We start from the raw sequence: 18277 nt of genomic DNA on the forward strand, positions 1-18277 counted from the left end.
ATTCATAGATGATCTAAGTTAATCTCCAATATATATCTATCCAAAGGATATGGATATGCTGGATCTGTCACGTCGTTCATTCATGGCGGGAAGCGCCGCTGCTGCCACGCTCGCGGCCACCGGAGTGTCGGCGCAGGCCAAGCGCCCGGAACTGCGCATCGCGGTGCAGGGGCTGCCGGTCACGCTCGAGCCCGTCAATGCCATCAGCAATGTCGGCAATCGCATCTCGAATGCGATCTTCGACACGCTCATCCGGCGCGATTTCTTTGCCGATGGCTCGGGCTCGGCAACGGCGCTGGTGCCGGCGATCGCCAAATCCTGGAAGCGCGAGGATGCGCGCACGGTCACCGTGACCATTGCCGACGGCATCAAGTTCCACAACGGCGATGTGGTCACCGCCAAGGATGTGGCGTTCACCTTCTCGGCCGATCGCGCCTGGGGCGCCAAGCCGATGGTGCCGCGCGGCCCGCTGTTTTCCGCGAATTTCGAGAGCGTGGAAGCGATCGACGACAAGACCGTGCGCTTCAAGACCAAGGCCGACGACTTCAGCCTGGAGAAGCGTCTCGCGTCGTGGATCTCCTGGGTCGTTCCGGAGAAGCTCTATCGTGAGCAGGGACCGGAAGCCTTCGGCCTGAAGCCGGTCGGTACGGGCCCCTACAAGCTCGTCGAGTTCATTCCGGGCGACCGCGTCGTTCTCGAAGCCTTCGATGATTACTATCTCGGGCGCCCGACAGCCTCGCGCGTCACCTTCCAGGTCGTGCCGGAAGTCGCCACCCGCGCCGCCGGCCTCATCAGCGGCGACTATGATATCGTCTGCGCCCTGACGCCGGACAACCTGCCGCTGCTGGCTTCCCAGTCCCATGTCGAGGCGCGTTCGTCGCAGATCGAGAACGTGCATCTCGTGGTGTACCAGTCGGACGCGCCGGCGCTGTCCGACAAGCGCATGCGCCAGGCCCTCAACCTCAGCATCGACCGCGACCTGATCAACAAGACGCTGTGGGGCGGTCTTGCCGGCATCACCAACGGCTTCCAGATCCCGCAGTATGGCGTGGTCTATGACCCAAAGCGCCCCGGGTTCAAGCATGATCCGGCCGCGGCGCGTGAACTGGTGAAGGCGGCGGGCTACAAGGGCGAGCCGATCACCTTCCGCACGTTGAACGATTACTACGTGAACTCCAACGCGGCGATCCAGATGATGCTGGAGATGTGGAAGGCCGTCGGTATCAACGCGCGGATGGAGATTCTCGACCAGTGGAGCCAGGTGCTGGCGCCGGGCCTCCAGATCCGCAACTGGTCGAACGGTTTCCAGATGCCCGACGCGGCGACCCCGCTCCCGAGCGACTGGGGTCCGAAGGGCTCCGTGCAGACCGTCCACGGCTGGAAGGCTCCCCAGGCTTTCAACGATCTCGCGGCGCAGGTCGCGAGCATGCCCGATGGCGACGATCGCCGTGGCGCCTTCCAGCGCCTGCTCGACATCTGGGAAGACGAGGCGCCCGGCGCCGTGCTCTATCGCCCGGTCGAGATCTATGGCATCCGCCGGGACATCAACTGGAAGCCTGTCAGCTTCGAGTTCATGGATCTGCGGCCTTATAATCTCTCCTTCGCGGGATGAGTTGGGGCATGGCCGAGCGCTCGACAGTGCGCGTCGAGGTCGAGGGGCTCACCCTCGCCTCGGCGGCCGGAGACATCCTCGTCAATGGTGTCGACCTTGCCGTGTCAAGCGGCGAGATCGTTGCCCTCGTCGGGGAGAGCGGCTCCGGCAAGAGCCTGACGGCGCTCGCCATTCTCGGCCTCCTGCCGCGTGGCATCACGCGGCTCCGCGGCCGGGTGCGTCTCAATGGTATTGACGTGACGGATCTGGCCGGCCCGCATGCGGCCGTGCGCGGGCGGCAGATCGCGGCCATCTTCCAGGATCCGCAGGCCTCGCTCGACCCACGCTGGACGGTGGGGCGCTATCTCGCCGGCCAGTTCCGGCGCTATGGCGCGACGGGCCGGCGCGCGGCCGAGACGGCTGCCGCCGACATGCTCGCGCGTGTCGGCCTTGGTGATCCCGGCCGCGTCATGGGCGCCTATCCGCATGAGCTCTCCGGCGGCATGGCCCAGCGGGTGATGATCGCCGGGGCGCTCGCCGCCGGACCGCAGTTCCTTATCGCCGACGAGCCGACGACCGCGCTCGACGTGACGACGCAGGCGCAGATCCTCGACCTTCTCGAAGATCTCCAGGCGGAGACGGGGCTCGGCGTCCTGCTCATCACCCACGATCTCGGCGTCGTCGCGGAGATGGCGCAACGCGTGGTCGTGCTCTATGGCGGCTCGGTGATGGAGACGGGGGAGGCGTCCGACGTGCTGGGCGCGTCCTGGCACCCCTACACCCAGGCGCTTCTGGCCGCGATGCCCGATCTCGCGCAGCTGGAACCGCCGCGTCCTATTCCCGGTTCGCCGGGCGATCGCCTTGCCGCCGGCACCGGCTGTCCCTTCCAGCCGCGCTGCCGGGACGCGATCCCGCTTTGCGCACAACGTCCGCCGTCGGTTGTCGTCAGCGGCAGCCATCGCGCGGCCTGCCATCGCAGTGAGCCGCGCATGCCGCGATCTGCCGGGCAGGCTTTGGCGCGGCCGCAGGGCGATGCCGGCGAGAGCACGGGTTGGCTGTCGACCCCGAACCATCCCTTGCCCGCTGTGGGCGCTTCGCCGGGGGAGCGCCGCCATGTCGGTTGATCGCAGGATGTCGGTTGATGCGCTCGTTGAGGCGCGCGGCGTCGGGCGATCCTTCAGCGTCGGCGGCTGGCTCGGCGCTCGCCGCGCCATCGCCGCCGTCGGCCATGTGGATCTTGCCATCCGGCGCGGAGAGACGCTGGCTATCGTGGGCGAAAGCGGCTGCGGCAAGAGCACGCTTGGCCGCCTGCTGCTCGGCCTGGAGCGTCCGACTCAGGGACAGGTGCTGTTCGACGGGCGGGATCTCGCGGGACTGGGCGAGCGCCGGCTCAGGCATCTCAGGGCGCACATGCAGCTCGTCTTCCAGAACACGCTGGCGGCGCTCGATCCGCGCATGACGATCGGCCAGCAGATCCTCGAGCCATTCCGCATTCATCGTATGGATGTGCCCGCCAGCGCGCCGCCCATCGAGCAGCTTCTTGCCGATGTCGGCCTCGCGCCGGCGCTCGCCGAGCGCTTTCCGCACCAGCTGTCCGGGGGCCAGCGCCAACGGGTCGTCATGGCCCGGGCGCTTGCGACGGAGCCGGATTTCGTCGTGTTCGACGAGCCGGTCTCGGCGCTCGACGTGTCCGTCCAGGCGCAGATCATTGCCCTCATTCGCAGCCTACAGCGCCAGCGCGGCTTCGCCTCGGTGTTCATTTCCCATGACCTCCGGGTCGTGCGCCATATCGCGGACCGCATTGCCGTCATGTATCTCGGCCGCGTGGTGGAGGAGGGGCCGATCGCGAAGGTCTTCGCGGCGCCCGCCCACCCCTATACGCGCGCGCTGGTGTCGTCCGTGCCACGGGTCGCCCTGGGAGCCCGGCGGCAGCGCGTGCGGCTGGCTGGCGAGCCGCCGAGCCCGGCCGCCATCCCCGCTGGCTGTCCCTTCCATCCCCGCTGCGCCCTGGCGCAGGATGTCTGCCGCAGGGACAGGCCCGCGCTGGCCGTCGTCGGGGGAGGCCAATCGGCCGCTTGCCACTTCGCCGCCACCGCTGCCGAGGACGCGGCCATAACACCGACACTTGTGCCGACAGATCCGCCGCCGCTGCGGCAGGCACACGCCTGACTGCCATAGCCCACGAAAAGAGGCATCCCGATGCGCGTCGTCACCTACAACATCCAGTACGGCAAGGGCCGCGATGGCCGCTACGACATCGATCGCGTCGCCGATGTGCTCGTTGGCGCCGACATCATCGGCCTACAGGAGATCGAGGCCTATTGGGAGCGCTCAGGCAATATCCACCAGGTCGAGCGCATCGTGGAACGCCTTGGCGACTACCACGCCGTGTACGGCGCGACGGTCGACATCGACAAGCGTCTCGACGGCCGGCATGTCCGTCGCCAGTTCGGCAATGCCATCCTCTCGCGCTGGCCGATCGTTACGACGCGCACCTTCCTGTTTCCGAAGCTGACGCCGCTCACGGCCCACGCCATCCAGCGCGGCGTGACCGAGGCGACGATTGAGACGCCGCTCGGTCTCATCCGCGTCTATTCCAGCCATTTCTCGCATCTGTGCGACGAGGAGCGGCTCATCCACGCGCAGGTGACACTCGACGTGCATCGCCGCGCCCGGAACGACGGGCCTGTATCGGCGGGCGGCCATCCAGACACCACGTGGCTGGAAGAGCCGCCGCCGGCGGTCCCCGCCGAGGCGATCCTGATGGGCGATCTCAACCTGACGCCGGACAGCCCCGTCTACGAGCTCCTCGTCGGCCCGACCAGCGGCATGTATGGCCGCCTCAACCCGCCCGACTGCTTCTGCGATGCCTGGGTCGCCGCCGGCCATGCCGAGAACGAGGGCGACACCATCTATCTCGACTGGGATGCCAAGACCGGCAAGCGCATCGACTACATCATGGTGACGCCCGGTCTCCGGGCCAAGGTCGCCTCGGCCGAGGTTCTGCGCGACGCCGATGCCTCCGACCATCAGCCGCTCGCGGTCACCTTTCGCGACTGACGCGCCATGTTCGGATTCGCGATCATCAAGATTGTGCGGGCCATCATCACCCTCTGGGCGGTGATGACCTTCGCCTTCGTTTTCATGCGTCTGACGGGCGATCCCGCCCGCGAACTCCTGCCGGACAATGCGACGGAGGAGGTGATCGCGCTCTTCCGGGCCCGCTGGGGGCTCGATCAGACGCTGTGGACGCAATATGTCGTTTACATCACCAACCTGGTGCAGGGTGATTTCGGGCGCTCGCTCGCCAACGGACGGGAGGCGCTGACCGTGGTGCTGGAGCGGTTGCCCGCCACCTTGACCCTGACGGGAACGGCGTTCGCGCTCGTATTGGCGATCGGCATTCCCGGAGGGATCATTGCCGCGCTCAATCGTGGCCGGCCGCTCGACCAGATCATGATGCTGTTCTGTTCTCTAGGCTACAGCCTGCCGAATTTCGTGCTTGGCGTGACGCTCATCTTCTTCCTGGCGGTGGGGCTGCGCCTCTTGCCGAGTTCGGGCAGCGCGACGCCCGCTCATCTCGTCATGCCGGTCATCACGCTCGGCTTTTCCGGCGCTGCGGTCATCGCGCGATTCACGCGCTCCGCCGTGCTCGAGGTGCTTGAACAACCCTATGTCCGCGCGGCGATGGCGGCGGGTGAGACACGCGGGCAGGCCATCTTCAATCACGTCCTGCCTAATGCGGCGGTCCCGATCGTCACGATCATCGGCTTCTCGCTCGGCGGCCTTGTCGGCGGCTCCATCATCGTCGAGCAGGTTTTCGGCTGGCCCGGCGTCGGGCGGCTGCTCGTCGATGTCGTCGGCCTGCGTGACCTCGCCGTCGTGCAGGCCCTGGTGATGCTCTTCGCCACGACGATGACGCTCGCCAATCTGTCCGTCGACCTCGCCTATGGCTTCCTCAACCCGAAAATCCGCAGGCGGCACTGACATGAGCGTCATCGATCTCGGGCGCGGTCTCCGTATCGGCCGGCGGCGGGGCAAGCCCCTGCCGGCGGCGATCGTGGTCGCCTTCCTCTGGATCGCCGTGATCCTCATCGCGTCGGTCGCGGCGCCGCTCATCGCGCCGTTCGGCTATGCGGAGCAGCAGCCGCTCCTGCGCCTGAAGCCGCCGGCGATCCTCGGCCACGACAATCCCTTCCTCTTCGGCAGCGACCATCTCGGCCGCGATGTCTTCAGCCGGGTCCTCTATGGCATCCGCTTCTCCATCATCATCGCGCTGTTCGGCACGCTCCTCGGCATGCTCATCGGCGTGGCGCTCGGCATGCTGGCGGCGCGGCTGCGCGGCTGGTGGGAGGAGACGATCATGATGCTCGTCGACATCCAGGCGTCGCTGCCCTTCATCATCTTCGCCATCACGGTCGTCGCCTTCTTCGGCAAGAGCTTCTGGCTGCTCGTCATCATCGTCGGCTTCGCCGGCTGGGAGCGCTATGCCCGGCTCGCGCGCGGGCTCGTGCTCGACGCCGAGACGGCCGGCTACGCGGGCGCGCTTCGGGCGCTCGGGGCGGGCTCGCCGCGCATCTATGTCAGGCACATCCTGCCCAATATCATCGGCGCGCTCATCGTGCAGATGACGCTCAACTTTCCCGAAGTCATCCTGCTGGAGACTGGCCTCAGCTTCCTCGGTCTCGGCGTGCAGCCGCCGCTGACCTCGCTCGGTCTGCTCGTCAACGAGAGCCGGAACTACATCGTGCTCGCATGGTGGATGGCGGCCGTACCGGGCGCCGTCATCGTCCTCACCACCTTGTCCGTCAGCCTGATCGGCGACTGGATGCGTGACCGCTTCGACGCGCGCCTGCGCTGAGCCGACGAAGCGGCGCGAGGATTGCATCAATCATTAAACCAACTGGTTGACTAACGGGCCCGGATCGGTTAATTAAACCATATGGTTGAACAGCAGCCGGCGATGCTCGATCGTGTGTTCCATGCACTCGCGGACCCGACGCGACGGGCGATGTTGCGCGCGCTATCGCAGCAGGACCAAGCGATCGGGGCACTCGCGGAACCATTCGCGATGTCCTTCGCCGCCGCCTCGAAGCACATCCGTGTGCTGGAAGGGGCTGGTCTCGTGACGCGCCGCATCCAGGGCAGATCGCATATCTGCCGCATCGCCCCGGAGCCATTGGCAATGGCCGAGGAGTGGCTGCGCTTCTATCAGCGCTTCTGGTCGGATCGCCTGGATGGACTGGAAGCCTTGCTCAAGGCCGAGGACGCCGCCGGCGGCGCTTGAGAGGGGATCCCCCTCAAAACGCCTGCTGTGAAACAAGAGGGAGACGCACTGTGACATCAGAGCCCCATGGCCTCCGCCTCGTGCGGACATTCGATACGTCACCGCAAGCCCTGTACGCCGCGTGGACGGAGCCATCGCTTGTCCGTCGCTGGCTTTTCACCTCGCCCGAGAGTGAGAAGAATAGCCATGAACTCGACGTGCGCGTCGGCGGCCGCTGGACGATTACCGACCGGCGCGGTGGACAGGACTACACGGCGGTCGGTGAATATACCGCTGTCGATGCGCCCCACAGGCTCGCGTTCACCTTCGCGATGCCGCAGTTCTCGCCGAACAGCGACCTCATCACCGTGGAGTTTGAACCCGATGGTGATCACACACGCATGGTCTTCACCCAGGCGGGGGACGACATCGCGAAAGAAATTGCGGAGCAGGGTGAAGACGCCGAAGCGGGAACCGCTCACGGCTGGGCCCTGATGTTTGACAGGCTGGCAGGGCTCTTCCAGCTCGACGAGCGGCCCGGCGAAAAGATCGACGCCCATACGGTTCGCTTCGAGCGGCTTTTGCCGGGCCCCATCGAACGCGTCTGGGCTTATCTCACGGAATCCGACAAGCGCGGCCAATGGCTGGCGTCCGGCGCCATGCCGAGCACGCCCGGAGCCAGTTTCACGATCCGCTTCGATCATATATCCCTGTCACCGCACAAGCTGGAGACGCCGGCCCGCTTCAAGGACTATGAATGCGGCATCGACAGCCCGCACCGCATGCTCCGCTACGAGCCGCCGCATGTCCTTGCCTTCACCTGGGGCGATGGCATTGAGGACAAGTCGGAGGTTCGGTTCGAGCTCTCGCAGGTCGGAGACAAGGTGCGGCTCGTCCTGACCCATAGCCGCCTCGGCGCGATGAAGGACATGGTCAATGTGTCCGGTGGCTGGCAGCCTCATCTGGCCGTATTGGCGCATCGGCTGGCCGGGCTGACCCCGCCGTCGTTCTGGCAGCTCTTCGAGGGCGTTGAGGATGCCTATGCCGGGCGCTTCTCCGCGTGAAGCCCACCGCAAGGCCGCGATGGCGGCCCTGCGGATGCCGCGAGACGCCGCGGACAACAAGACTTCTCAGGTCGGCTGGACGAAACTCGGGTCCATGTAGAAGATTTCCCAGGCGTGACCATCGAGATCGTGGAAAGCCTTCTGGTACATGAAGCCGTGATCCTTCGGCTCGCTATAGGTCTTGCCGCCTGCGGCGACTGCCTTGCTCACCAGGGTATCGACCGCCTCGCGGCTTTCCAGGGATATCGCAAGCAGGACCTCGACATCCTTTGACGTGTCGCAGATGTTGCGCGGCGTGAACTCCTTGAATTTCGCCTCCGTCAACAACATCGCATAGATCGTGTCGCTCATGACCATGCAGGTCGCGGTCTCATCCGTGAATTGAGCGTTGAATGTGAAGCCAAGTGACTTGAAGAATGCAATCGATGAATCGAGGTTCTTGACCGGCAGATTCACGAATATACCCTTGACCATGAGGTTTCCTTCCAGGTTTTTCCAGCGGATATATAGATTGGCTGTGTCTGTCGTCGCGGCTGACCCCGACTGTGGGTGTCCGCGAAGCGGCATGAACTTGAGTGCAGCTATCGAAAGGCATTCGCTCTTCGTAGCCTATGCGTCAGGGCGAGAGCCCGGGTAGCCGCCAGACCGTTCCAACCGGATCGCGCGCTGCTATGCTCTCTATCGCGACGCCATCAGGCAATTCGGCCAAGGTCGTTGCGAAGACGTTCGGGGACGCCGTCGCCAAGCAAGGCGTCAACGATGGCATGTTCGCGTTTCCAGATCGGGACCGCCTCCGCGAGCAAGGTTTTGCCGCCCGCGGTCAGCGACAGAAGGCGGCTGCGCTTATCCCTGGGATCCGGCGCGATGGTGATGAGTTCACGCCGTTCCAAGGGTTTCAGGGCGGCCGTCAACGTCGTCCTGTCCATGGCCAGAAGCGAAGCCACCGAACCGATTGCCGGTGGATGGGGCCGGTTCAGGGACATCAGCAGGGAGAACTGCCCGTTCGTCAGTCCAAGAGGTCGGAGAGCCTCGTCGAAACGCCGTGCCAATGCACGGGCCGCGCGCTGCACATGCAGGCAGAGGCACGTATCGCGCACCAGAATTGTCGTTTCAAAAGGGATCTCGACGTGCTTTGACATGACCTAATAATGTTGATATCAACATAATTGTCAAGCCACAAGCTGATATCTGCTGCAAGGAGGCCGCAATGCAAGGCAATCCTGTCGTGTCCCGCGACGAATGGCTCACCGCGCGCAAGGCCCTGTTGGAGAAGGAAAAGGAAATGACGCGGCTGCGCGATGCGGTCAACGCCGCGCGGCTGGCGCTGCCCTGGACGAGGGTCGACAAGGCCTATGTCTTTGATACCCCGGAGGGGCGGAAGACCCTGGGCGGGCTGTTCGCCGGGCGCAGCCAGCTCGTCATCTATCACTTCATGTTCGGGCCGGATTGGGAGGCTGGCTGCCCGAGCTGCTCATTCCTTGCGGACCATCTCGAAGGTGCCTTGCCCCATCTGGAGCATCATGATGTCACGGTGACGCTGGTGTCACGGGCTCCTCTTGAGAAGCTGCAGGCCTACAAGACGCGCATGGGATGGCATTTGCCATGGGTGTCATCCTATAAGAGCGACTTCAACTTTGATTATCATGTATCATTTTCGCCCGATGAGATTAACAGCGGCAGTATAGTCTACAATTTCGACATGATGTCCCCGTTCGGGGATCTGGATGAACTGCACGGGCTAAGCGCCTTCACGAAAAATGAAGCGGGAGAGGTGCTCCACACCTATTCCGGTTACGCAAGAGGCCTTGAGGAGCTCCTGGGTGCCATGATGGTTCTCGATCGTGCGCCAAAGGGGCGCAACGAAAAGACCATCATGGATTTCGTGCGTCGCCACGATGAGTATGGGCCCCAATCGCAATCCACCTGTTGTCATTCAAAAGGATGAGCACACTCATGAAAGTCGAACCGCAGAAAGAACATCGCTGGCTCGAGCAACTGGTCGGCGAGTGGACCGTGTCCATGCCCGCCTGTGACGACGGCTCCACGGCTTCATCAGAAGCTCCATCCAAGCCTTGGTCCGAGACGACGCGCATGCTCCATGGCGTTTGGCTGATTTCCGAGGGCAGCGGCGAGATGTCTGATGGCGGATCGGGTACAAACCAGCTGACTCTCGGCTATGACCCGGCCAAACAGCGGTATGTCGGAACCTGGGTCGGTTCGATGATGACGCATCTCTGGGTCTACGAAGGCGCGCTCGACCCGACGGGCAAGGTTCTGACTCTCGATACCGTGGGGCCTGGGTTCGAGGATCCTGCCAAAAGCACGCGCTATCAGGATGTCATCACAATTGAGGACGATAACAACCGCACGCTGTCATCCCGCTTCCTCGCCGAGGACGGAACGTGGAAGCCGGTCATGACGATGCACTATCGCCGCAAGATGTGATTTCAACCTTTCCGTCAGACGTTTTCAAAAGGGAGGACATGTGATGGCCGGTCCAGAGGGTAAGTTCGTCTGGTACGAGTTGGCCACCAGCGACAAGGAGGCCGCTGAAGCGTTCTACAAGAACGTCGTAGGCTGGACTATGCAGGATTCAGGCATGGTCGATTTTGCCTATACCATCCTGCATGCGGGCGAGCAGCCTATCGGCGGCCTCATGACACTGCCGCAGGACGCTTGCGACGCTGGCGCCAAGCCGGGATGGATGGGTTATATCGGCGTCGCGGATGTGGATGCCAAGGCGGATGCCGTCGTAAAGGCCGGCGGCAAGATCTACCGCGCGCCGGAAGACATCCCCGAAGTCGGGCGCTTCGCTGTCGTCGCGGATCCGCAGGGTGCGGTTTTCACCCTGTTCAAGGGCCAGGGCGAGGATCAGCCGGACGCGGCGCCTGGCGCCAACGGCCATGTGGGGTGGCATGAGCTGATGGCCATCGATCACAAGGCCGCGCTCGCCTTCTATTCCGGCCTGTTCGGCTGGACGAAGGACGAGAGCCTTGATATGGGCGAGATGGGCACATACCAGCTCTTCGCGTGCGGAAGCCAACCCGTCGGCGGGATGATGGACAAGCCGCCGGTCGTTCCCGCCCCCTTCTGGACCTTCTATTTCAACGTCGAGGACATCGACGCGGCCATCGACCGGCTCAAGGCGGGCGGCGGACAGGTCATCAACGGGCCGATGGAAGTGCCCGGCGGCGCCTGGATCGTCCAGGCGCTCGATCCCCAGGGCGTTGTGTTCTCGCTGACGGCGCCACCCAAGGGCGGCATGACCTCCACCATGTAAGAGGACAGCCTCGCACTGATGGGCTGGTCCATAAGGCCAACCCTCATATGACGAAATTGTCGGCCGGCTCCTCGGGGCCGGCCGTCGCTTCGACCATGACGGGGATGACCCAATTGGCCGCGTAGCTCTCACGGTCCGGCTGCGCGGCCTCGGGCTGGCGGTTGCCGAGGACGTCCGTGGCACGGGACTTGAGATGGTAGCGGCCGGGGGCGGGCGGCGTCCAAATGAATTCCCAGAGGCGCCAGCCGTGCGGCGAGGCCGGGCCTACGAGGGTCGCGGCCTGCCACGGCGCATCGTCGCCAGTGGCGACCTCGACGATGCTGATGCCGGCCTCACCCGCCCAGGCGGCGCCATGGATGCGCAGGGGACGGCCGGCTTCAACGACCGCGCCGTTGACGGGCTGCGCGATCTGCGACTTGACGTTCATGGTCGTCAGCGGCGCAACCATGGGTTCGCCGAGGCTCCGATCCCATTGGATATAATCCCGCGTCTGCCAGTAGCCGGTGAAAGGCTGCTCGACGACCCGGACCTCCACCAGCCACTTGATCCAGGCCATGCCGTACCAGCCGCCGATCGCCGCACGCAGGGGAAAGCCGTGTTCCAGCATGAGGGGTTCGTTGTTCATGGCATAGGCGAGGAGCGCGCTTTCCGACATGGCCTTGGTGACCGGTAGGCTGCGCGCGAAGGCGATCTCGCCGGGTGACGCGGTCTTCTTGCCGGCGTCGACCAGCCCGCGATCCGCGCCGATCAACACCACCTCGACCGCATTCGTCCGGACGCCGGCAAGCGCCAGGACGTCACGCAGCAGCACACCGGACCAGTGCGCGTTGCCCACGGCGCCGTCCTGCCATTGCAGGCCCTCCCTGGCGGGTTCATAGAAGACGCGGCCGTTGCCCGCGCATTCCATGACGGCCGCAAATTCCGCCTTCGGCAGGGCCTTCAGCGCATCGAGATCAAGCGAGAGCGGCCTGTCCACCGCGCCTGTGACGGCAAGCCGCCAGTCTGTCACGGCTAATCCCGGCATGCGGAAGTGGTTCCGGATGTAGAACTGATCGCTGGGGATCAGCCAATCTGATAATCGGGAGAAGGGATATTCGACATTCAGCGGCGACTGTTGCCGGACGATCGGCGCGGGCTGCTTGCTGTCTGCCATGGACCGTGGTTCCCTCGGGGCTCTCGTGTGCGTTGTCAGGGTAGTGACGCGTTGGGCCACGTCAATGCCGCGCAGTTGCGGCTGTCGCGCGCGTATGGTTCATCGGTATGGACGTGCGGGCGTCGGGCTCTGGCCGGCGTAGCAGCATTGCGCGATAGCAACGGCGTCCGATCAGTGTGCAACGGGCGATTGTTGGAGTGTCATCAGCGGGACAGTGTGCGTTCCGCTGGTCTTTTTTGGGCTTTTTTGACCTGACGCGTTTCTGTGGAATTTGACTTGTAGGACTGTTTCACCCACTTAGGACCCATCGCTGTCCAGTCCCAGCCGGGTCGCGTTTCAACATCTGTCTTTGCCAAGGACTCTTATTCATGAAGGTCGTTGTCGTCGAATCTCCGGCCAAAGCCAAGACAATCAATAAGTATCTGGGTAGTGGCTACGAGGTTCTGGCATCCTTTGGGCATATCCGCGATTTGCCCGCCAAGGACGGTTCGGTTGATCCTGACGCCGATTTCGCGATGGTATGGGAGCTCGAGGATCGCGGCGCCAAGCGCATGTCGGAGATCGTGCGCGCCGTTAAGGGCGCTGACAAGCTGATACTCGCCACCGACCCCGATCGCGAAGGCGAGGCTATTTCCTGGCACGTGGTGGAGGCGCTCGGCGAAAAAAAGGCTCTGCGTGGCATTCCGGTCGAACGCGTGACCTTCAACGCGATCACCAAGGATGCTGTTCTGGACGCGATGGCGCATCCCCGGCAAATCGACCAGGCGCTCGTCGACGCCTATCTCGCGCGCCGGGCGCTCGACTATCTCGTCGGCTTTACCCTGTCACCAGTGCTCTGGCGCAAGCTGCCGGGCGCCCGTTCCGCCGGTCGGGTCCAATCAGTCGCGCTCAGGCTGGTCTGTGACCGCGAGCGCGAGATCGAAACCTTCGTTCCACGCGAGTATTGGTCCCTTATCGCCCTGCTTGCGACGACGCATGGAGCGACCTTCGAGGCGCGCCTTGTGGGTGCCGATGGGCAGAAGATAAGCCGGCTCGATATCGGCAAGGGCGAAGAAGCCGCAGCCTTCAAGCGTGATCTCGAAGCGGCGACGTTCCAGGTCGTCAGCGTGGAGGCGAAGCCCGCCAAGCGCCATCCGCAGCCGCCCTTCACTACCTCCACCCTGCAACAGGAGGCCTCGCGAAAGCTGGGGCTTGCACCGGCGCGGACCATGCAGATCGCGCAGAAGCTGTACGAGGGTGTCGAAATCGGCGGCGAAACGGTCGGTCTCATCACCTATATGCGAACCGATGGCGTCGATATGGCGCCAGAAGCCATCACATCCGCCCGCAGCGTAATCGGCAAAGAATTTGGCGATCGCTATGTGCCGCCGCAGCCCCGCAAGTACAGCGTGAAGGCCAAGAATGCGCAGGAAGCGCACGAGGCCGTGCGTCCCACCGATCTTTCGCGCCTGCCGGCCGATGTGCTGCGTTATCTCGATGCAGACCAAGCCCGCCTCTATGAGCTGATCTGGACGCGCACGATCGCCAGCCAGATGGAGTCGGCGACTTTCGAACGCACAACCGTTGATATCGCAGCGCGTGTCGGCTCGCGCGTGCTGGATCTGCGCGCGACCGGCCAGGTCGTGGTCTTTGATGGCTTCCTGAAGCTCTATCAAGAGGGCAAGGACGACGAGGCCGACGAGGACGGCGGCCGACTGCCGGCGATGAAAGCCGGTGAAAATCTCGAAAAGCGCGAGATCCGCGCCACTCAGCATTTCACGGAGCCGCCGCCGCGCTTCACCGAGGCGAGCCTCGTCAAGCGAATGGAAGAGCTCGGCATCGGCCGGCCCTCCACCTATGCCGCCGTGCTCGCGGTGCTGCGCGACCGCGAATATGTCAGCCTCGACAAGAAGCGCCTCGTGCCCGACGACAAGGGGCGCATCGTCACCGCCTTCCTCGAAAGCTTCTTCCGCCGTTATGTGGAGTACGACTTCACCGCGGATCTTGAGGAGAAGCTCGACAAGGTCTCCAACCACGAGATCGACTGGAAGGCGGTGCTCCGGGATTTCTGGCGCGACTTCATCGTGGCCGTGGATGAGACCAAGAGCCTGCGCATGACGGAGGTGCTCGACGCCCTCAATGAGGAACTCGGGCCGCATATTTTCCCGCCACGCGCCGACGGCGGCGATCCACGCCTGTGCCCCTCCTGCGGAGTGGGCCGGCTGTCGCTCAAGCTTGGCAAGTTCGGCTCGTTCATTGGTTGCTCGAACTACCCGGAATGTCGCTATACCCGCCAGCTGGCCGCAGGTGGCAACGGCGACGCAGAGGGTGCCGGCGAGGCCGGCGGGGGCCCGAAGGTGCTCGGCCGCGATCCGGCCACTGACCTTGAAGTCACCCTACGTGATGGCCGCTATGGTCCTTACGTGCAGCTGGGGGAGGGCGAAAAGCCCAAGCGTCAGACCCTTCCGAAGGGGACCCCGCCGGATGTGGTGAGCCTCGAGATGGCGCTCAAGCTCCTGTCGCTGCCGCGACAAGTCGCGATACATCCGGAGACGGGCAAGCCGATCCTCGCCAATATCGGCCGTTTCGGCCCCTATGTGCAGCACGAGAAGACCTACGCCAATATCGGCCGGGATGATGACGTGCTGGAAATTGGCGCGAACCGCGCGATCGATCTCATCGTCGCGAAGGAGCAGGGCGGCGGCCGCAGGGGCTCCAACGATCCCGGCCGTCCGCTGGGCGATGATCCGGAGAGTGGGAAGCCGGTGGTCGTCAAGGCTGGCCGCTATGGGCCGTATGTGACGGATGGCGAGACGAATGCGACCTTGCCGAAAGGCACCGAGAGCGACGCCGTGACGCTCCAGGAGGCCCTCGCTTTGCTTAAGGCCCGCCGGGAGGCTGGCGGGAGCAAGAAGGGTGGGCGCAAGGTTGCGGCCAAGAAGCCGGCCGCCAAGAAGCCAGCCGCCAAGGTGGCGAAATCGGGGGCGGACAAGGCCTCGTCCAAGAAAGCAGCCTCCACGAAGGCAGCTTCCACCAAGGCAGCTTCCACGAAGGCCGGGGCGAAAAAGTCTGTTGCCCAGAAGGCTGGCGCGGCGGCGGCAGACGACATGTCAACGACGGATGAGCCTGCTGCGCCGCCTGCCAAGTCCGCGGCTGCCAAGTCCGCAGCTGGTGGCTGACCGTCGTTCCAGAATTTCAGGGAGGCGCGATGTTTGGCTGGGTCTCCCCCGACGCTGGCAGAAGTCCCGTCAAGCTTTACCGCCGCGGTTCTGCTAACCCTTGGCCGGCGGTGATGCCGTCGGGATGAAAACATGGAACTTCCCGAGGTTCGGCTCGTTCTTCTCGTAGAGATTACTATGGAGGAGCCAGTATGAACTGGGATCGTGTTGAAGGTAACTGGAAGCAGTTTAAGGGAAATTTGCAGCAGCAGTGGGGTAAGCTCACTAACGACGATCTGGATGTCGTGCAGGGCAAGCGCACGGAACTCGCCGGGAAGCTGCAGGAGCGCTATGGCGTGGCGAAGGATGAAGCCGAGCGGCAGATCGACGACTGGCTCAAGAAAACCCACTAGCGCTATTTCCTGCGGGTCGTTCGGATCTTCAGAATTTTGATGCGTTGAATAGCGCCCAGCCAATCGAGCGTCAGATCGGAGCGATTGGCTGGGCGATATTTGGTAATGGGCGTGGCCCCGCAGTCTTTTCCATTGCAGACGGACCTTTAGATATGAAGGGAGCGTCAAGGTTTTTGGCGCTGCGACAAGCGAGACGATCGCCAAGTGGAGCGATAGGAAGCTTTCGATTTTCACTACGTTTGCGCTTCGGCGTTGATCTCGGGTGCCTTGCGAATAAGAATGTGAGTTCTTGCTAAGGAGTAGCTTAATGGCCACCAAGCCGAATGAAGGGGAGTATGGCGCCGAGATCGCCAAGCTTCGCGAGGATATCACGCAGTTGTCCAACAGCATCGCGCAACTGGTGCAGCGTGAGGCGGACAACGCGGCGGCGCAGCTGAGGACCTCCGTTGGCCGGGCTGCTGATGCGGTCGCAGGCCGGGTCAATTCGGTCGCTGACGATGTTGCCCGGACTGGACGTCAAATGGCGTCGGACGCGCAACACGGCGTTCGGAATGCCGCGACGGAGCTTGAATCCAATATCGAGCGCAATCCCCTGACGGCTGTGCTGATCGCCGGTGGCATCGGCCTGGTGTTGGGCCTCCTGAGCCGCAAGTAAATGATCAGGCTCCTCAGGCAATTGGCTGCCGGAGCGATCGCGCCGATGCAGGAGGCCGCCCGCCGCACGGTCATCGATGTCGTGCTGCTGAGTGCGGTCGGACTGCTTGTGGTGATCGCGCTGATCTTCGGCGCTATCTCGGCGACCCATTGGCTCAGCCTGCGTTATGGTTTCATCCAGGCGACCGCGATCATGGCGGCCGGTTTTTTTGTGGCGGCCCTCGTCGTGCTCGCTGTCCGGATAGCCATCAATCGCCGCTCAACCGCGTCAAGGACGGCCTCTTCACGCGGCGTGAGGATGGAGGCGGCTGCTCAGGTTGGGCTCGCTGGCGCGTCGGCTTCCGGGGCAAGCCAGGGGCAACCAAAGAGCGGCATGACGGCCGAGGAGCTTGCACTCCTTGGCACCCAGGACATCGTCAAGTCACTGACCCCATTCCAGCTGACACTGGTGGCCGCCTTGGCTGGTTTTGTCGGCGGACGTCTTCTCGAGAAGAAGAAGTAGTTCCGGGCTAACCGTTCGGGATCTTGCCTGTGAGATCCCCGGGGACTGAAGCAGCGGATGCTGGGCAAGGCTTGAGTTCGTTCGGGCCTATTCCAGCGAAGCATGCCAGCGAACCTCCACATTCAGCCATCGGCTACGGGTGCTCCCAGTCCACGACTCACGATACGAACTTCGCCCCCGGACGTAATCCGGGGGCGGTGTTCAATTACCGAGGTTCCGAAACGGAAGAGACCCTAGACGCATTGATCAGCTGGCCGCCGCGGCGTCAGCGCGGTGGGACCGCCGGTCGAAGAAGAGCGCCTGGCTGATGATCGCCTTTACGGCATCCGCGTTGAACGGCTTGGTAACAAGAAATGTCGGCTCGGGGCGCAGGCCGGTCAGGAGCCGCTCGGGGTAAGCCGTGATAAAGATCACGGGTATCTCGATTTCCGAGAGGATGTCGTTTACGGCGTCGATGCCCGAGCTGCCATCGGCAAGCTGGATATCGGCAAGCACCAATCCCGGCTTTTGTGTCGCGATGGCGCCGACGGCTTCGCGATGTGTACGCGCGATATTTGTCACGCGATGGCCGAGGCTTTCCACAAGGGCCTCCAGATCCATCGCGATGATGGGTTCGTCCTCAATAATAAGGATGTCCGTGGCCAGCTGATCGGAAATGTCCTTGCTCGCCTGCCCGAGAAGTTCTGCGACTTCATCCTGGCTGCAATCGAGGGTTTCGGCGATACGCTGAACGGAAAAGCCTTCCACTGCCTGGAGGAGAAAAGCGAGACGGGGGCGCGGAGGAAGCGCCTCCAGTCTGCGCTGGACGTTGGCCTCGGCACCCATGGCGGGTTCTATGTCCATGGGCGAAACGGGATTGGCCGCTTCATTGAGTGGCACCGAGTTCCAGACACGCAACAGAATACGGAAGAGAGCGACGCGAAGATCTTGCGCATCGTCGATTTCCGCCGGATCCGCCATGATGGCTTCCAGCGTGGCAACGGCATAGGCATCACCACCACTTTGGGTGCCGGATAAGGCACGCGCGAATCGGCGCAGATAGGGCAGATGTGGTGCAATTGCCTGAGAGAGGGACATGAACGAACCCTTTTTCCTTGCGTTTAGACTTATCATGAGTCACGACACGTAAAATCAGTGTAACGGCAATGCTTGTGCTGGCGCGAGGGGGAAGTGTGACGCGCGATCCAAATTAAGAACGCTGCTTTCATTGATAAGTT

At 63.5% G+C, this 18277-nt stretch carries 19 protein-coding genes; 15 read left to right on the forward strand and 4 right to left on the reverse strand.

The features are described 5' to 3' along the window. Positions 1–55: 55 nt before the first annotated feature. The 8 genes from KIO74_RS20185 (at position 56) to KIO74_RS20220 (ending at position 7921) form a co-directional block, all read left to right on the forward strand. Positions 56–1612: an ABC transporter substrate-binding protein gene (locus KIO74_RS20185; protein WP_213333619.1), complete on the forward strand. Its 1557-nt coding sequence runs from the start codon at positions 56–58 to the stop codon at positions 1610–1612. A gap of 8 nt (positions 1613–1620) precedes the next feature. Further along, the gene (locus KIO74_RS20190) at positions 1621–2715 is read left to right on the forward strand and encodes an ABC transporter ATP-binding protein (protein ID WP_213333620.1); all 1095 of its coding nucleotides are present in this window, start codon (positions 1621–1623) and stop codon (positions 2713–2715) included. After that, positions 2705–3760 (forward strand): ABC transporter ATP-binding protein, encoded by a 1056-nt coding sequence (locus KIO74_RS20195; RefSeq protein ID WP_249731085.1) that lies wholly within the window; start codon positions 2705–2707, stop codon positions 3758–3760. The genes KIO74_RS20190 and KIO74_RS20195 overlap by 11 nt, the downstream gene beginning before the upstream one ends. A 30-nt stretch (positions 3761–3790) precedes the next feature. Next, positions 3791–4651 carry an endonuclease/exonuclease/phosphatase family protein gene (locus KIO74_RS20200; protein ID WP_213333621.1) on the forward strand — a complete coding sequence of 287 codons (861 nt, stop codon included), beginning with the start codon at positions 3791–3793 and terminating at the stop codon, positions 4649–4651. Positions 4652–4657: 6 nt separating this feature from the next. Continuing rightward, positions 4658–5578: an ABC transporter permease gene (locus KIO74_RS20205; RefSeq protein ID WP_213333622.1), complete on the forward strand. Its 921-nt coding sequence runs from the start codon at positions 4658–4660 to the stop codon at positions 5576–5578. Between the two features lies 1 nt (position 5579). Continuing rightward, entirely contained in the window at positions 5580–6452 is an 873-nt protein-coding gene (locus KIO74_RS20210; protein ID WP_213333623.1) for an ABC transporter permease, read from the forward strand. Positions 6453–6533: 81 nt separating this feature from the next. Beyond that, complete coding sequence (locus tag KIO74_RS20215) at positions 6534–6878, forward strand: ArsR/SmtB family transcription factor (RefSeq protein ID WP_213333624.1); 345 nt, start codon at positions 6534–6536, stop codon at positions 6876–6878. A gap of 50 nt (positions 6879–6928) precedes the next feature. After that, positions 6929–7921 carry an SRPBCC domain-containing protein gene (locus KIO74_RS20220; RefSeq protein WP_213333625.1) on the forward strand — a complete coding sequence of 331 codons (993 nt, stop codon included), beginning with the start codon at positions 6929–6931 and terminating at the stop codon, positions 7919–7921. Between the two features lie 66 nt (positions 7922–7987). Here KIO74_RS20220 and KIO74_RS20225 read toward each other — a convergent pair whose 3' ends face one another. Together KIO74_RS20225 and KIO74_RS20230 are read right to left on the reverse strand one after the other, a co-directional pair. Beyond that, the gene (locus tag KIO74_RS20225) at positions 7988–8395 is read right to left on the reverse strand and encodes a VOC family protein (RefSeq protein WP_213333626.1); all 408 of its coding nucleotides are present in this window, start codon (positions 8393–8395) and stop codon (positions 7988–7990) included. A 218-nt stretch (positions 8396–8613) separates the two neighbouring features. Next, complete coding sequence (locus KIO74_RS20230) at positions 8614–9060, reverse strand: MarR family winged helix-turn-helix transcriptional regulator (RefSeq protein ID WP_213333627.1); 447 nt, start codon at positions 9058–9060, stop codon at positions 8614–8616. A 68-nt stretch (positions 9061–9128) separates the two neighbouring features. Between KIO74_RS20230 and KIO74_RS20235 the strand changes: the two genes are divergently transcribed. From KIO74_RS20235 to KIO74_RS20245, 3 genes are read left to right on the forward strand one after another with little or no spacing between them, the layout of a single operon-like run. Next, positions 9129–9866 carry a DUF899 domain-containing protein gene (locus KIO74_RS20235; protein ID WP_213333628.1) on the forward strand — a complete coding sequence of 246 codons (738 nt, stop codon included), beginning with the start codon at positions 9129–9131 and terminating at the stop codon, positions 9864–9866. 8 nt (positions 9867–9874) lie between these two features. Further along, the gene (locus KIO74_RS20240) at positions 9875–10366 is read left to right on the forward strand and encodes a DUF1579 domain-containing protein (protein WP_213333629.1); all 492 of its coding nucleotides are present in this window, start codon (positions 9875–9877) and stop codon (positions 10364–10366) included. 43 nt (positions 10367–10409) lie between these two features. Further along, complete coding sequence (locus tag KIO74_RS20245) at positions 10410–11201, forward strand: VOC family protein (RefSeq protein ID WP_213333630.1); 792 nt, start codon at positions 10410–10412, stop codon at positions 11199–11201. 43 nt (positions 11202–11244) lie between these two features. On the opposite strand, the gene KIO74_RS20250 is transcribed toward KIO74_RS20245, so the two are convergent. Then, on the reverse strand, positions 11245–12354 hold the full coding sequence (locus KIO74_RS20250; RefSeq protein ID WP_213333631.1) for a sulfite oxidase: 1110 nt from the start codon (positions 12352–12354) through the stop codon (positions 11245–11247). Between the two features lie 368 nt (positions 12355–12722). Between KIO74_RS20250 and topA the strand changes: the two genes are divergently transcribed. The 4 genes from topA to KIO74_RS20270 all read left to right on the forward strand — a co-directional run bounded on the left by topA (position 12723) and on the right by KIO74_RS20270 (position 17060). After that, complete coding sequence (gene topA / locus KIO74_RS20255; protein ID WP_213333632.1) at positions 12723–15512, forward strand: type I DNA topoisomerase; 2790 nt, start codon at positions 12723–12725, stop codon at positions 15510–15512. Positions 15513–15703: 191 nt separating this feature from the next. Then, positions 15704–15904, forward strand: a complete 201-nt coding sequence (locus KIO74_RS20260; protein WP_213333633.1) for a CsbD family protein — start codon at positions 15704–15706, stop codon at positions 15902–15904. 307 nt (positions 15905–16211) lie between these two features. Beyond that, entirely contained in the window at positions 16212–16559 is a 348-nt protein-coding gene (locus KIO74_RS20265) for a DUF883 family protein (protein WP_213333634.1), read from the forward strand. After that, positions 16560–17060: a hypothetical protein gene (locus KIO74_RS20270; protein WP_213333635.1), complete on the forward strand. Its 501-nt coding sequence runs from the start codon at positions 16560–16562 to the stop codon at positions 17058–17060. It abuts the gene before it with no gap. A 246-nt stretch (positions 17061–17306) separates the two neighbouring features. On the opposite strand, the gene KIO74_RS20275 is transcribed toward KIO74_RS20270, so the two are convergent. After that, positions 17307–18137 (reverse strand): response regulator, encoded by an 831-nt coding sequence (locus KIO74_RS20275; protein WP_213333636.1) that lies wholly within the window; start codon positions 18135–18137, stop codon positions 17307–17309. Positions 18138–18277: the final 140 nt, after the last annotated feature.

Source organism: Chelatococcus sp. HY11 (assembly GCF_018398335.1).
GTDB lineage: Bacteria > Pseudomonadota > Alphaproteobacteria > Rhizobiales > Beijerinckiaceae > Chelatococcus.